The following is a 13,886-nucleotide window of genomic DNA, read 5'->3' on the forward strand; positions in this document are numbered from 1 at the left end:
TGCCCGCGTGATGTCGTCTGCCCTGTCCTTTCTCAAGAAGCTGAGCACGCTGCAACTGGCGCTGGGGTTCTCCATCGCCGTGCACGCCGCGCTGCTCACGGTGCGCTTCGTTGACCCCGAACGCTTCAACCGCGTGTTCCAGGACACGCCGCTGGAAGTCATCCTCGTCAACGCCAAAAGCAACGAGCGGCCCGACAAGGCCACCGCCATCGCCCAGACCTCGCTGGCCGGCGGTGGTGACGTGGAGCGCGGCCGCGCCACCTCACCCCTGCCACCGGCCACGGTGGCGCGCATCGGCGAGGTGCACGAAGAAGACGAACGCAAGATCGAAGCCCTGCGCGAACAGCAGAACCGCCTGCTGGCACAGGTGCGGCGCGAGCTCGCCAAAATGCCGCCGCCCGACCCGGAGTCGGTCAACCCGAACGAGGCCACCTCCGAACGCGAGCAGAAGCGCAAGGCGCTGGTGAAGATCCTGGCCGAGATCGAGAAGCGCATCAACGAAGAAAACGCGCGGCCCAAGAAGCGCTACATCAGCCCGGCCACGCGCGAGGCGGTCTACGCCATCTACTACGACGAGCTGCGCCGCAAGATCGAAGACCGCGGCACCACCAACTTCCCCGAGGCCGCCGGGCGCAAGCTGTACGGCGAACTCACCATGACGATCACCGTCAACCACACCGGCGTGGTGCTCGACACCGAGGTGGTGCAACCCTCGGGCACGCCGCTGCTCGACCGCCGCGCGCAGGCCATCGTGCGCAGCCTGTCGTTCGGCCGCTTCAACGAGGCCATGCGGCGCCAGGCCGACCAGATCGTCGTCGTCTCGCGCTTTCGCTTCACGCGCGACGAAACGCTGCAGACCCAGCTGTCGGGACAGTAGATGAGGTCGCTCGGCCGCTGGATCCTGTGGCTGCTGCTGGCCGGCCTGGCGCTGCAGCTGTTTTTCCTCGCGCGCATCGCGCTCATGGTGGTGATCGACCCCACCAGCACCGCCTTCATGCGCTCGGAAGCCTGGCGCATCGCCGGTGCCAGCCTGCAGACCGACAAGACCTGGCGCTGGTCGCACGAGTGGGTGGCCAACGACCAGCTCAGCCCGCACCTCAAGCGCGCCGTGATCGCCTCCGAAGACGCCGGCTTCTTCGACCACAGCGGTGTGGACTGGGGCGCCATCGAAGGCGCCTGGCAGAAAAACGAACGCCGCCAGGCACAGGCCGAGCGCCGCGCCGCGCGCCAGCCCGATCAGGCGGTGCGCCCGCCCAGGGTGGTCGGCGGCTCCACCATCACACAACAGCTGGCCAAGAACCTGCTGCTGTCGGGCGAACGCCAGATGCTGCGCAAGGGCCAGGAGCTGGTGCTCACGCTGATGCTCGAAGCTCTGCTCGACAAACGCCGCATCCTGGAGATCTACCTCAACAGTGTCGAATGGGGCGAAGGCGTGTTCGGCGCCGAAGCGGCCGCGCAGCGTTACTTCAAGAAGCCGGCCAGCAAGCTCAGCCCGCACGAGGCCGCGCGCCTGGCGGTGATGCTGCCCTCGCCCAAGTTCTTCGAAACCCGCCAGGGCTCTGCGTACCTCGCGCGCCGCACCGGCACCATCGTGGCCCGCATGGGCGGCGTGGTGATTCCATGAGGCAGCCCTGCGGCGCTGCGCGCCATACGCCCCAGGCGGGCCGATGCCTGCGGCCGGGCTCAGCCCGTTCCGCGGCATCTCTTGAAGGGACACTTTGCCCGGAGGGCGCTCCATGAAGCTTCGCGCCAAGACCATGAGCCTGTTCCTGCTCGGCCTGGTGCGCCTGCTCACCGGCGCGCAGGCGCGCTGGTACGGCTGCCCGCCCAAGGCGGAGCAGCGTATCTATTTCGCCAACCACCAGAGCCATGCCGACCTGGTGCTGATCTGGGCCGCGCTGCCGCTGGAGCTGCGCAGCATCACCCGCCCGATTGCGGCCAAGGACTACTGGACCGCCTCCCGCTTCAAGCGCTGGATCACCACCGAGGTGTTCAACGCGGTCTACGTGGAGCGCGAGCGCAAGGGCGACGAAGACCCCTTGCAGCCGCTGGTGAACGCGCTCGACAGCGGCGACTCGCTGATCCTGTTTCCCGAAGGCACACGCGGCCATGAAGAAGACCCGCAGCCCTTCAAGTCGGGCCTGTACAACCTGGCCCGGCGTTTTCCCGGCGTGGTGCTGGTGCCGGCCTGGATCCACAACGTGCAGCGCGTGATCCCCAAGGGCGAGGTGGTGCCGGTGCCGGTGCTGTGCTCGGTGACCTTCGGTGAGCCGCTCGTCCTGGGCAGCGAAGAGCCGCGTGCCGATTTCCTGCAACGCGCGCGCGAAGCTGTCATGGCCCTGCGCGACGTCTGAGACACCAACCATGGGTTCCTTCCTGCGCAGCCTCACCGCCGACCAGCAGGTCAGCCTGGCCTTCGTCGTGCTGTTCGGCCTGCTGCTGATCGCCAGCGGCGTGAGCCTGCTGCTGTCGCTGCGCGAGCGCCAGGCCGGCGACGAAGACGTGGACCGCGTGCGCGCCCTGCGCCTGCAGGACAACCAGGCGCTGCTGCGCAGCTCCTGGATGATGATGGTGGTGTTCTGGATCGGCTGGGTGATGGGCGAAGGTTTCGCCATCGTGCTGTTCGGCCTGGTCTCCTTCTTCATCCTGCGCGAGTTCATCAGCCTCTCGCCGACGCGGCGCGGCGACCACCGCAGCCTGGTGCTGGCCTTCTTCATCGTCCTGCCGCTGCAGTACGCGCTGGTCTGGACCGAACGCTTCAACCTCTTCACCGTGTTCATCCCGGTCTACGTGTTCCTCGCCATTCCGGTGGTGAGCGCGCTCGGCAACGACCCGCAGCGTTTCCTGGAGCGCAACGCCAAGCTGCAGTGGGGCATCATGGTCTGCATCTACGGCATGAGCCACGTGCCGGCGCTGCTGCTGCTCAACTTCAAGGGCTTCGCCGGCAAGACGGCCTTCCTCGTGTTCTTCCTGGTGCTGGTGGTGCAGACCTGCATGCTGGTGCAGCACATCGCGGCGCGTGGCCTGAGCAAGCCGGTGGCGCCGGCCATCAGCAGCAGCTTCCACTGGCGCAGCTGGGCCCTGGGCCTGCTCGCCGGCGGCCTGCTGGGCGCCGTGCTCTCCGGCTTCACGCCTTTCAAACCCCTGCCGGCGCTGGCCATGGCCCTGGTGGCCTGCGTCGCCGGCAGCTTCGGCCACCTGGTGATGAAGGCCATCAAGCGCGACCGCGGCGTGACCCACTGGGGCCTGGCGGGCCGTTCGGTCACCGGCGCGAGCGGCCTGCTCGACCGCGTGGACGCCCTGTGTTTCGCCGCCCCGGTGTTCTTCCACTCGGTGCGCTGGACCTTCGATCTCTGAGGCCTTTCCACATGAGAATTCTCGGCATCGACCCCGGCCTGCAGTGCACCGGCTTTGGCGTCATCGACACCGAAGGCCCGGCCCTGCACTACGTGGCCAGCGGCACCATCCAGACCAGCCCGAAAGACGGCGCCCTGCTGCCCGCGCGGCTGAAGATCCTGTTCGACGGCATCACCGAGGTGGTGGCGCGTTACCAGCCCGAGGTGTCGGCCTGCGAGATCGTGTTCGTCAACGTCAACCCGCAGGCCACGCTGCTGCTGGGCCAGGCGCGCGGCGCCTGCCTCACTGCGCTGGTGGCGAACAAGCTCGAAGTGGCGGAGTACACCGCACTGCAGCTGAAGAAGGCGGTGGCCGGCTCGGGCAAGGCGGGCAAGCCGCAGATGCAGGAGATGGTCAAACGCCTGCTGCAGTTGCCCGGCCTGCCCGGCAAGGACGCGGCCGATGCGCTCGGCCTGGCCATCACGCACGCGCAGGTAAGCCGCACCCTGGCCGTCATCAACAAGGTGTCGCCGCAGCAGCAGGCGCGCACCCACGCCGCCTACAAGAGCGGGCGGGTGTACTGATGCCGACGTGGCGCAACCGGCTGGGGCGCTTCAGCCTCACCGCCTGGCTGGCCGTGGCGTTCTCGGTGCTCTCGCTGCTGCTCACGCTCAGCCTCACGCTGCTCAGCGACCGCGCCGCCAGCGGCAATGTGCGCGAAGGCATCGGCGCCAACCTGGCCGGGCTGGCGCAGCAGACCGCGAGCCGGCTGGACCGCTCGATGGCCGAGCGCTACCGCGAGCTGCAGCTGCTGGCGCAGCGCCTGCCCGCAGCGAGCGATGCGGCCGCCGCGCGGCAGGCCATGGACGCGGTGCAGCAGAGTTACCCGCTCTACGCCTGGATCGGCCTGACCGACAACGCCGGCGTGGTGCGCAGCGCAGCCGGTGGCGCGCTGGAAGGGGTGGACGTGTCGTCGCGGCCCTGGTACCGGCACGCGCTGGACGGACAGCCCATGGGCGAGGTGCACGACATCGAGTCGCTCGACACGTTGCAAGGCCGTGCCACCCCGGACGCGGCGCGTGGACTCGACCTGGCGTTCCCCGTGCGCGACGTGTCGGGCCAGCCGGTCGGCATGCTCGGCGCCTTGTTGTCATGGCGCTGGGCCGATGACGTGCAGGCCGCAGTGTTCGGCCCGGTGCAACGGCAGCGCCACATCGAACTGCTGATCGTCTCGAACAGCGGCACGGTGTTGCTCGGTCCGGCCGGCACGGTGGGCACGGTGTTGCAGCTGCCCAGCCTGGCCGCGGCGGGCCGGGGCGAATCCGGCCATGCCCGGGAGCCGTGGCCGGATGGCGAAACCTATCTGGTGGGCTACAGCAGCGACAGCGGCCTGGAGAGTTACCCCGGCATGGACTGGCGCGTGCTGGTGCGCCAGACGCTGGACGAGGCCTACGCGCCGGTGGACAGCCTGCACCGGCGCCTGTTGCTGGGCGGCGCGGTCGCGGCGCTGCTGTTCTCGCTGCTGGGTTGGTGGGTGGCGCGCTGGATCACGCGGCCGCTGCACGACCTGACCGGTGTGGCGCGCGGCATCGAAGCCGGTTACGCGGTGAAGGCCCCGGCCACCTCCGCCTACCGCGAGGTGAGCTTGCTGGGCAACGCCCTCAACTCGCTGGTGGCCAGCCTGCAGGCGCAGGAAGCCGAGCTGCGCCACAGCCACGCCGCGCTGGAACGCCGCGTGAGCGAGCGCACCGCCGAGTTGCGCGAAACCGTTGCCGACCTGCGCGCCAACGAGGAGCGTGTGCAGACCGTGATCGACACCGCGCAGGAGGCCTTCATCGGCATGGACTTCGACGGTGTCATCACCGACTGGAACGACCAGGCCGAAGCCTTGTTCGGTTGGAAACGCTTCGAGGTGCTGGGCCAGTCGCTGGCCGACACCATCCTGCCGGAGCGGCTCCAGACCACGTTCGTGATGGCACTCGCGCATTTCGACATCACCGGCGAAGCACCCTTTGCCGGCCAGCTGATCCGCCGCACGGTGATGGACCGCCACGGCAAGGAGATGCAGGTGGCCTTCAAGGTCAGCCTGATCAACACGCCCGACCTGAAGCTCTTCAGCGCCTTCGTGCGCCCCGTGTCGGAAGACAGTTGAAGGGCTGCTAGAGCAGACGCTCCAGGGCCAGTACGGCGAAGAAGCCGAGGGCGGCGATCACCGTCCATTTGAGGATCACGATGCCCCAGTTGCGGTAACGCGCCTGGGCCGTGCCGATGTAGAAGGCAAAACACACGCCGGCTGCGAGCAGCAGCAGCATGACGGTCCAGCGGAACAACAGCATGAGGTGAGACGCTTTGCGGTGCGGTGCGGTGCGGTGCGCGGCAGCGGTTTACCAGGCCGGTGCGAGCTGCGTAAAACCGCGCGGCGCTTCACGCTCCTGCGAAAAGCTCACGATCTCGTAGGCGTCGGGCCGCGCCAGCAGGGCGCGCAGCAGCTGGTTGTTCATCGCGTGGCCACTGCGGAAGGCGCTGTAGGCGGCCAGCAGCGGTTTGCCGACGACGTACAGGTCGCCCATGGCGTCGAGGATCTTGTGTTTGACGAACTCGTCCTGGTAACGCAGGCCGTCGGCGTTGAGCACCTTGACGTCGTCCATCACGATGGCATTGTCCAGCCCGCCGCCCATGGCCAGGCCGTTGGAGCGCATCATTTCCACGTCGCGCGTGAAACCGAAGGTGCGGGCACGCGCGATCTCGCGCGCGTACTGGCCGCTGCCGAAATCGAACTCCACGCGCTGGCCGGTGGAGGTCACGGCCGGGTGGTCGAACTCGATTTCAAAGGCCAGCTTGTAGCCATGGAACGGATCAAGCCGCGCCCACTTGAGGCCACGGCCTTCGCCTTCGCGCACTTCCACCGGCTGGGTGACGCGGATGAAGCGTTTGGGCGCGTTCTGCATCACGATGCCGGCGCTCTGCAGCAGGTAAACGAACGAAGCCGAGGAGCCATCCAGGATGGGCACCTCTTCGGCCGTGATGTCCACGTACAGGTTGTCCAGCCCGAGGCCCGCGCAGGCGCTCATCAGGTGCTCGATGGTGTGCACCTTGGCGCCGCCATTGGAGATGGTGGACGCCAGTCGGGTGTCGGACACCGCCTCGGCGTTGACCTTGATCTCCACCGGCACCGACAGGTCGACCCGGCGGAACACGATGCCCGTGTCGGGCGCGGCCGGGCGCAGGGTCAGCTCGACGCGCTGACCACTGTGCAGACCGACCCCCACCGCCTTGGTGAGGGATTTGAGGGTGCGTTGCGCAAGCATCCGTGGATTGTAGGTTTCAGCGCGCCGGAACATGGTGGGGAATGGTGATGACCGCGATAGGGAAAAGCATGTTGTGTTCTTCCTTTCCAGGTTCTTGCCTGTGCGGTGTCGTTCGCTGCACCGCTTCGCGCCGACCGCCACGGGCGGCGTCAATCGGGCGCCCACCCGCCTCCAGCCAGCGAATGCCGGGCGTTCTGCGCAGCGAAATCAAGGAGGAGGCGGCGCAGCCGCCGGGGGACATTCGCGGAGCAGAGCGCCCGGTGTTCGTTGGCCCGCGAGGTGCAGGCCGGAAAACGCCGGGCACTCAAGCCCCGGAAGACACTCAGTCCGCCTGCTTGCGCAGGAAAGCCGGGATCTCGAAGTCGTCCATGCCGCCCGAAGCCAGCGCGTCCACCTTGGCCGCGGCCTGGGTGCGGTTGGTGCGCCAGACGCTGGGCACGTGCATGCCGTTGTAGTCCGGCTGGGTCGCGCCCGGGCCACCGACGGCGGCGTTCATCGTGGGCACGTTGAACGGCACGTTGTCGGTGCCGGTGCGCAGCACCTGCAGCGGAGGCGCCGTGCGGCGCATACCCTGGCGCGACAAGCCGGTGGCCACCACGGTGACGCGCATTTCGTCGCCCAGGCTGTCGTCGTAGGCGGCGCCGTAGATCACGTGCGCTTCCTGCGAAGCGTAGGCGCGGATGGTGTTCATCGCCAGCTTCGATTCCGACAGCTTGAGCGAACCCTTGGCCGCGGTGACCAGCACCAGCACGCCCTTGGCGCCCGACAGGTCGATGCCTTCGAGCAGCGGGCAGGCCACGGCCTGTTCGGCGGCGATGCGCGCGCGGTCCGGGCCGGCGGCCACGGCGGTGCCCATCATGGCCTTGCCAGGTTCGCCCATCACGGTGCGCACGTCTTCGAAGTCGACGTTGACGTTGCCGTACTCGTTGATGATTTCGGCAATGCCGCCGACGGCGTTCTTCAGCACGTCGTTGGCGTGCGCGAAGGCCTCGTCCTGCGTCACTTCGTCGCCCAGCACTTCGAGCAGCTTCTCGTTCAGCACCACGATCAGCGAGTCCACGTTGGCTTCGAGTTCGGCCAGGCCGCTGTCGGCGTTGGTCATGCGGCGGCCGCCTTCCCAGTCGAACGGCTTGGTCACTACGCCCACGGTAAGGATGCCCATTTCCTTGGCCACGCGTGCGATCACGGGTGCCGCGCCGGTGCCGGTGCCGCCGCCCATGCCGGCGGTGATGAACAGCATGTGCGCGCCGGCAATCGCCTCGCGGATGTCGTCCACCGCGACCTCGGCCGCGTCACGGCCCTTCTCGGGCTTGCTGCCGGCGCCCAGGCCGCTGGTGCCGAGCTGGATGGTCTTGTGCGCGGCGCTGCGCTGCAGGGACTGCGCATCGGTGTTGGCGCAGATGAATTCCACGCCCTGCACGCTGCGCGAAATCATGTGCTCGACCGCGTTGCCGCCGCCGCCGCCCACGCCGATGACCTTGATCTGGGTGCCGAGGTTGAATTCTTCGACTTCAATCATTTCGATGCTCATGTCTGTACTCCTTGTGCTGTGTCTGTTGCCTGGATGCAGGCGGTCTTCAAAAGTTCGATCGGAATGCGGGTTCGGGTCATCCGGGGGGTCCGGTGTGTTCTGCACACCGGCCTCGTCTTCGTCGGTTTCGTATCGGGGGCATGTGGTGTCGTGTCATCAGAACGTCCCCAGAAACCAGTTTTTCATGCGCTCCACCGCACCCTGCACGGAGCCTGCCTTCTGCGCCACCTTGTGGCCACGCACGCGCGCCAGCCGCGCTTCCTCGAGCAGCCCCATCACCGTGGCGGCGCGCGTCTGCGCCACCATGTCGGACAGGGCACTGGCATAGTTCGGCACGCCACGGCGCACTGGCTTGAGGAAGATGTCCTCACCCAGTTCGACCATGCCGGGCATCACCGCGCTGCCGCCGGTGAGCACGATGCCCGAGGACAACATTTCCTCGTGGCCCGAATCGCGCAGCACCTGCTGCACCAGCGAAAAGATTTCTTCCACACGCGGCTCGATCACGCCGGCCAGCGCCTGGCGGCTCAGCATGCGCGGGCCGCGGTCGCCCAGGCCGGGCACTTCCACCTGCGTGTCCGGGTCGGCCAGCAGCTGCTTGGCGCAACCGCTGTCGACCTTGATGTCTTCCGCGTCCTTGGTGGGCGTGCGCAGCGCCATCGCGATGTCGCTGGTGATCAGGTCGCCGGCGATCGGGATCACCGCGGTGTGGCGGATCGCGCCGCCCGAGAAGATCGCCACGTCGGTGGTGCCGGCGCCGATGTCCACCAGCGCCACGCCCAGCTCTTTCTCGTCGTCGGTCAGGATGGACTGGCTGGAGGCCAGCGGGTTGAGCATGAGCTGGTCCACTTCAAGACCGCAGCGGCGCACGCACTTGATGATATTTTCGGCCGCGCTCTGCGCGCCGGTCACGATGTGCACCTTGGCTTCGAGGCGGATGCCGCTCATGCCGATCGGCTCTTTCACTTCCTGGCCGTCGATCACGAACTCCTGCGGCTCCACCAGCAGCAGGCGCTGGTCGGTCGAGATGTTGATCGCCTTGGCGGTTTCGATCACGCGCGCCACGTCGGCCGCGCTGACCTCGCGGTCCTTGATCGCCACCATGCCGCTGGAGTTGATGCCGCGGATGTGGCTGCCGGTGATGCCGGTGTAGACCCGCGCGATGCGGCAGTCGGCCATCAGCTCGGCCTCTTTCAGGGCCTGCTGGATGCTCTGCACCGTGGCATCGATGTTGACCACCACGCCGCGCTTCAAGCCATGGCTGGGCGCCACGCCCAGGCCGGCGAGCTTGAGATCGCCGTTGGTCTGGACCTCGGCGACCACCACCATGATCTTGGCGGTGCCTATGTCGAGTCCGACCACCAAATCCTTGTATTCCTTGGCCATGATTGCTTCTTGATTTACCTGCGGGGTTGCGTGGCGCCGTGCGGCGTGTCGATGACGGTGGTCACGCCGCGCAGGCGCAGGGCGTAACCATTGGGATAACGCAGGTCGACGGATTGCACCGCGCCCGCATAACGTTCGGTGAGCTGGGCCAGCGTGCCGGTGAAGCGGCGCGTGCGCTCCAGCAGTTCGTCCGGCGTGCCGCGGCCGAGCTCGATCTGCGCACCGCTGTGCAGCTGCGCGCGCCAGGTGCCGCGCTCGGTGAGTTCGAGCCGTTCCAGCCCCATCTCGAGGCGCGCGAACTCGGTGCCCAACAACTGGTAGAGCGACCACACCTCGGCAGACTTCTCGCGCGGGCCGGCCAGTTCGGGCAGGCCGTCGCTGTCATCGGGGCTGGCGTCGAACACCTCGCCCAGCGTGTTGACCAGCTGGCCGGAACCGGTGTCGCCCCACCAGGCCACGGCCTGGTGTTCTTCCAGCGTCACGCGCAGGCGGTTCGGGAACTCGCGCTGCACCACCACCTTGCGCACCCAGGGCACGGACTCGAACAGCTGGCGCACCTGCTGCAGGTCCACCGTGAGGAAGCTGCCGGACAGGCGCGTCTTCATCTGCGAGGCCAGCTGGGCGCGGAAGGCCACGGCGTTCTGGTGCGTCACGTCGCCGTGCACCGAGATCGCCTTCACCGACCACACCGGATGGCGCACCAGCCAGGTCGAGAACAGCCCCAGGCTGAGCACGACAAACAGCACGACCAGCACGTGGGTGAGCACGGTCATGAGCTTGACGTCCAGGGGCAGTTCGGTGCTGGGCATGGTGGTGTTCCGTGGCTCAGGCCGGGTTGTCCAGCGAGGCGCTGGCGAGCAGCGACAGGCACAGGTCTTCGTACGACAGGCCGTCGGCCTTGGCCGACATCGGCACCAGCGAGTGGCCGGTCATGCCGGGGGAGGTGTTGATCTCCAGCAGCCAGGGCTTGCGCGTCTTCGCATCGATCATCACGTCGGCGCGCGACCAGCCGCGGCAGTCCAGCGTCAGGTAGGCCTTGAGCACCAGCGCCTGGATGGCGGCCTCTTCGCCTGCGGGCAGGCCGCAGGGCACGAGGTACTGGGTGTCGTCGGTGAAGTACTTGTTCTGGTAGTCGTAGTTGCCTTCGGGCGCCACGATGCGGATCACCGGCAGCGCCCTGGCCGAAGCGCCCGTGCCCAGCACCGGGCAGGTGACTTCGTCGCCGGCGATGAACTGCTCGCACATCACCATCGGGTCTTGCCCGGCAGCGAGTTCGTAGGCGGCGGCGCATTGCGCTTCGCTGGTCACCTTGGTCAGGCCGATGGTGGAGCCTTCGCGCACCGGCTTGATGATCATGGGCGAACCCAGTGCCTTGAACGCGGCCACGGTTTCTTCCGCGCTGTGCACCTGGCGCCAGGCCGGCGTGGCCAGGCCTTCGGCGATCCAGATGCGCTTGGTCATGAGCTTGTCCATGGCCACGCTGGAGGCCATCACACCCGGGCCGGTGTAAGGAATGCCGAGCAGTTCCAGCGCGCCCTGCACCGTGCCGTCTTCACCGAAGCGGCCGTGCAGTGCGATGAAGCAGCGCTGGAAACCCTCGCGCTTGAGTTCACCGAGTTCGCGTTCGGCGGGGTCGAAGGCGTGGGCGTCCACGCCCTTGGACTTGAGCGCGGCCAGCACGCCGTTGCCCGACATCAGCGACACCTCGCGTTCGGCCGAGCGGCCGCCCATCAGCACCGCCACCTTGCCCATCGCCTTCGCATCCATGTTCTTCACCTCCTGGGTTGTCATGCCGTGACACCTCCCTGAGCACGTTCGATGATCTGGCCGGCCACCGCACCCACGGTGCCCGCACCCATGCAGAGCACCACGTCGCCGTCGAGCGCGTTGTCGAGCACGGCCTGCGGCATGGCAGCGATGTCGTCGACGAACACCGGCTCCAGCTTGCCAGCCACGCGCAGCGCGCGCGCCAGCGAGCGGCCGTCGGCGGCGACGATGGGCGCTTCGCCCGCCGCGTACACCTCGGCCAGCAGCACCGCGTCGGCCTGGCCGATGACCTTCACGAAGTCTTCAAAACAATCGCGCGTGCGGGTGTAGCGGTGCGGCTGGAAAGCCAGCACCAGGCGGCGGCCCGGGAAAGCCCCGCGCGCCGCGGACAACGTGGCCGCCATTTCCACCGGGTGGTGGCCGTAGTCGTCCACCACGGTGCAGCTGCCGCCCGATGGCAAGGCCGCTTCGCCATAACGCTGGAAGCGCCGGCCCACGCCCTTGAAGTCGGCCAGGGCCTGCAGCACCGCGGCATCGTCCACACCCAGCTCCACCGCGATGGCGATCGCCGCCAGTGCGTTGAGCACGTTGTGGTTGCCGGGCAGGTTGAGCACCACCTCCAGGTCGGGCAGTTCCACGCCGTTGCGGCGTTGCACGGTGAAGTGCATCTGGGTGTCCACCGCGCGCACGTTGATGGCGCGCACCTGGGCGTCTTCCGAGAAGCCGTAGCTGGTGATGGGCCGTGCGATGCGCGGCAGGATCTCGCGGATCGTCGCATCGTCCACGCACACCACGGCGGCGCCGTAGAACGGCATCTTGTGCAGGAAATCGACGAAGGCGGTCTTGAGGTTGCCGAAGTCGTGGCCGTAGGTGTCCATGTGGTCGGCGTCGATGTTGGTGACGACCGACAGCACCGGCAGCAGGTTGAGGAAAGACGCGTCCGACTCGTCGGCCTCGACCACGATGTACTCGCCCGAACCGAGCTGCGCATTGGCTCCGGCGCTGTTCAGGCGCCCGCCGATCACGAAGGTCGGGTCCAGGTGGGCGGCAGCGAGCACGCTGGCCACCAGGCTGGTGGTAGTGGTCTTGCCGTGCGTGCCGGCAATGGCCACGCCCTTCTTCATGCGCATCAGCTCGGCCAGCATCACCGCGCGCGGCACCACCGGCACCAGCCTGGCGTGTGCGGCCACCACCTCGGGGTTGTCTTCCTTCACCGCGGTGGAGGTGACGATGGCGTCAGCGCCTTCGATGTGGGCGGCGTCGTGGCCCAGGAACACCTGGGCGCCGAGCGCGACGAGGCGGCGCGTGACGGTGCTCTCGCCCAGGTCGCTGCCGGAGATGCGGTAGCCCTGGTTGAGCAGCACCTCGGCGATGCCGCTCATGCCGGCGCCGCCGATGCCGACGAAATGGATGTGACGGATGGCGTGTTTCATGCTGTCGGGACTTTCGCGAGGGACTCGCAGGCGGACACCACGGCCGCCACGGCTTCTGTTTTTTTCATCTGCAAGGCTTTTTCGGCCATGGCCTGCAACTGCTCGCGCTGCACGGTCTGCAGGGTTTGCGCGAGCCGCTGGGGCGTGAGTTCGGGTTGGGGCACCAGCCAGGCGGCTTCGGCATCCACGAGGAAACGGGCATTGGTGGTCTGGTGGTCGTCCACCGCCGAGGGGAACGGCACGAACAGCGCGGCGGCACCGACGGCGGCGATTTCGGTCACCGTGCTGGCGCCACTGCGGCAGACGATGAGGTCGGCGTCGGCAAAGGCCTGTGCGGTGTCGTCGATGAAGGGCGTGAGTTCGGCCTGGATGCCGGCGGCGATGTAGTTGGCGCGCAGGGCGTCGATCTGTTTCTCGCCGCTCTGGTGCGTGACCTGCGGTTGCTGCTGTTTGGGCAGCAGGGCCAGGGCCTGCGGCACCACGTCGTTGAGTGCTTTGGCGCCCAGGCTGCCACCCACCACCAGCAGGCGCAACGGCCCGCTGCGGCCGGCAAAACGCTCGGCAGGCGGCGGCTGCTGCAGGAACGGCGTGCGCAACGGATTGCCCACCCACTCGGCCTTCTTGAACACGTTGGGGAAAGCTGTGAACACGCGGTCGGCCACACCGGCCAGCACCTTGTTGGCCATGCCGGCCACCGAGTTCTGTTCGTGCAGCACCAGCGGCTTGCCGGCGAGCACGCCCATCATGCCGCCCGGGAAACTGATGTAGCCGCCCAGGCCCACCACCACATCGGGCTTGACGCGGCGCACCACCTGCAACGCCTGCCAGAAGGCACGCAGCAGGCGCAGCGGCAGCAGGGCCAGCGTGACCAGCCCCTTGCCACGCACGCCACCGAAGTCGATGGTCTCGAGCGCAAAACCGCGCGGCGGCACGATGCGGCTTTCCATGCTGCCGGGCGCGCCCAGCCAGTGCACACGCCAGCCGCGCTCGCGCAGGGCTTCGGCCACGGCCAGCCCCGGGAAGATGTGGCCGCCGGTGCCGCCGGCCATGATGAGGGCGCAAGGACTCGTCACGAGCGCCCCCCCTTCATCATGGATGCGTGCCGCATCCCCAGACGCTGCGCGC

Annotated in this window: 14 protein-coding genes; 6 read left to right on the top strand and 8 right to left on the bottom strand. The window is 67.9% G+C overall.

The features are described from left to right. Positions 1–10 precede the first annotated feature (10 nt). The 6 genes from HPA01S_RS04020 to HPA01S_RS04045 all read left to right on the top strand — a co-directional run bounded on the left by HPA01S_RS04020 (position 11) and on the right by HPA01S_RS04045 (position 5,488). On the top strand, positions 11–877 hold the full coding sequence (locus HPA01S_RS04020; RefSeq protein ID WP_066266973.1) for an energy transducer TonB: 867 nt from the start codon (positions 11–13) through the stop codon (positions 875–877). After that, entirely contained in the window at positions 878–1,624 is a 747-nt protein-coding gene (mtgA, locus tag HPA01S_RS04025) for a monofunctional biosynthetic peptidoglycan transglycosylase (protein ID WP_066266975.1), read from the top strand. Positions 1,625–1,736: 112 nt separating this feature from the next. Continuing rightward, positions 1,737–2,354, top strand: coding sequence for a lysophospholipid acyltransferase family protein (locus tag HPA01S_RS04030; RefSeq protein WP_066266978.1), 618 nt, complete (start codon positions 1,737–1,739; stop codon positions 2,352–2,354). Between the two features lie 10 nt (positions 2,355–2,364). Beyond that, a complete protein-coding gene (locus HPA01S_RS04035) occupies positions 2,365–3,357 on the top strand; it encodes a phosphatidate cytidylyltransferase (protein WP_066266981.1) in 993 nt (330 codons plus the stop codon). Positions 3,358–3,368: 11 nt separating this feature from the next. After that, positions 3,369–3,920, top strand: coding sequence for a crossover junction endodeoxyribonuclease RuvC (gene ruvC / locus HPA01S_RS04040; protein ID WP_066266983.1), 552 nt, complete (start codon positions 3,369–3,371; stop codon positions 3,918–3,920). Continuing rightward, a complete protein-coding gene (locus tag HPA01S_RS04045) occupies positions 3,920–5,488 on the top strand; it encodes a cache domain-containing protein (RefSeq protein WP_066266984.1) in 1,569 nt (522 codons plus the stop codon). Before ruvC ends, HPA01S_RS04045 begins: the two co-directional genes overlap by 1 nt. Positions 5,489–5,495: 7 nt before the next feature. Here HPA01S_RS04045 and HPA01S_RS23315 read toward each other — a convergent pair whose 3' ends face one another. The 8 genes from HPA01S_RS23315 to murG all read right to left on the bottom strand — a co-directional run bounded on the left by HPA01S_RS23315 (position 5,496) and on the right by murG (position 13,834). Further along, entirely contained in the window at positions 5,496–5,672 is a 177-nt protein-coding gene (locus HPA01S_RS23315; protein ID WP_169801502.1) for a hypothetical protein, read from the bottom strand. 48 nt (positions 5,673–5,720) lie between these two features. Continuing rightward, positions 5,721–6,644, bottom strand: a complete 924-nt coding sequence (lpxC, locus tag HPA01S_RS04050; RefSeq protein WP_066266986.1) for a UDP-3-O-acyl-N-acetylglucosamine deacetylase — start codon at positions 6,642–6,644, stop codon at positions 5,721–5,723. 322 nt (positions 6,645–6,966) lie between these two features. Then, positions 6,967–8,175, bottom strand: a complete 1,209-nt coding sequence (ftsZ, locus tag HPA01S_RS04055; RefSeq protein WP_066266988.1) for a cell division protein FtsZ — start codon at positions 8,173–8,175, stop codon at positions 6,967–6,969. Between the two features lie 156 nt (positions 8,176–8,331). Beyond that, positions 8,332–9,561 (bottom strand): cell division protein FtsA, encoded by a 1,230-nt coding sequence (ftsA, locus tag HPA01S_RS04060; RefSeq protein ID WP_066266991.1) that lies wholly within the window; start codon positions 9,559–9,561, stop codon positions 8,332–8,334. A 14-nt stretch (positions 9,562–9,575) separates the two neighbouring features. Then, positions 9,576–10,370, bottom strand: a complete 795-nt coding sequence (locus HPA01S_RS04065; RefSeq protein ID WP_066266993.1) for a cell division protein FtsQ/DivIB — start codon at positions 10,368–10,370, stop codon at positions 9,576–9,578. A 16-nt stretch (positions 10,371–10,386) separates the two neighbouring features. Continuing rightward, positions 10,387–11,352: a D-alanine--D-alanine ligase gene (locus tag HPA01S_RS04070; protein WP_066266995.1), complete on the bottom strand. Its 966-nt coding sequence runs from the start codon at positions 11,350–11,352 to the stop codon at positions 10,387–10,389. Continuing rightward, on the bottom strand, positions 11,349–12,761 hold the full coding sequence (gene murC, locus HPA01S_RS04075; RefSeq protein WP_066266997.1) for a UDP-N-acetylmuramate--L-alanine ligase: 1,413 nt from the start codon (positions 12,759–12,761) through the stop codon (positions 11,349–11,351). The genes HPA01S_RS04070 and murC overlap by 4 nt, the downstream gene beginning before the upstream one ends. Continuing rightward, positions 12,758–13,834, bottom strand: a complete 1,077-nt coding sequence (gene murG / locus HPA01S_RS04080; RefSeq protein WP_245638565.1) for an undecaprenyldiphospho-muramoylpentapeptide beta-N-acetylglucosaminyltransferase — start codon at positions 13,832–13,834, stop codon at positions 12,758–12,760. The genes murC and murG overlap by 4 nt, the downstream gene beginning before the upstream one ends. Positions 13,835–13,886: the final 52 nt, after the last annotated feature.

It is taken from the genome of Hydrogenophaga palleronii NBRC 102513 (genome assembly GCF_001571225.1).
GTDB lineage: Bacteria > Pseudomonadota > Gammaproteobacteria > Burkholderiales > Burkholderiaceae_C > Hydrogenophaga > Hydrogenophaga palleronii.